Below are 319 nucleotides of genomic sequence, written 5' to 3' on the forward strand. Positions count from 1 at the left end.
CGATTTTCCCAAAGCCAATCGATTCATCCTGCATATCATTAGTTCAATTGCAGAGTATGAAGCCAACCTAATTTCAGAACGCACCAAACAATCATTAAGAGCGAAGAAGGATAAAGGTATTAAGTTAGGTAAACCGGAGAACCTGCTGAATAATCATGCGCGGGCAATAGCTAATAGTATCAAGACTAATAAGGCAAAAGCCTTAACTAACGAGGAAAACAAACGTGCCTTAGCCCTTATTTTAATGATGAGAAATCAGAGTAAAACATATTTGCAGATTACTCATGCACTCAATCGGCAAGGATTCAAGACCAGCAGA

General features: G+C 38.9%; 1 protein-coding gene. It reads left to right on the plus strand.

The window, feature by feature from the left end; all coding sequences use genetic code 11:
- Positions 1–319 (plus strand): recombinase family protein (locus D0T57_RS15480; RefSeq protein WP_163274360.1); only part of this gene is annotated, 319 nt, incomplete at both ends.

It is taken from the genome of Dysgonomonas sp. 511, from assembly GCF_010501105.1.
GTDB lineage: Bacteria > Bacteroidota > Bacteroidia > Bacteroidales > Dysgonomonadaceae > Dysgonomonas.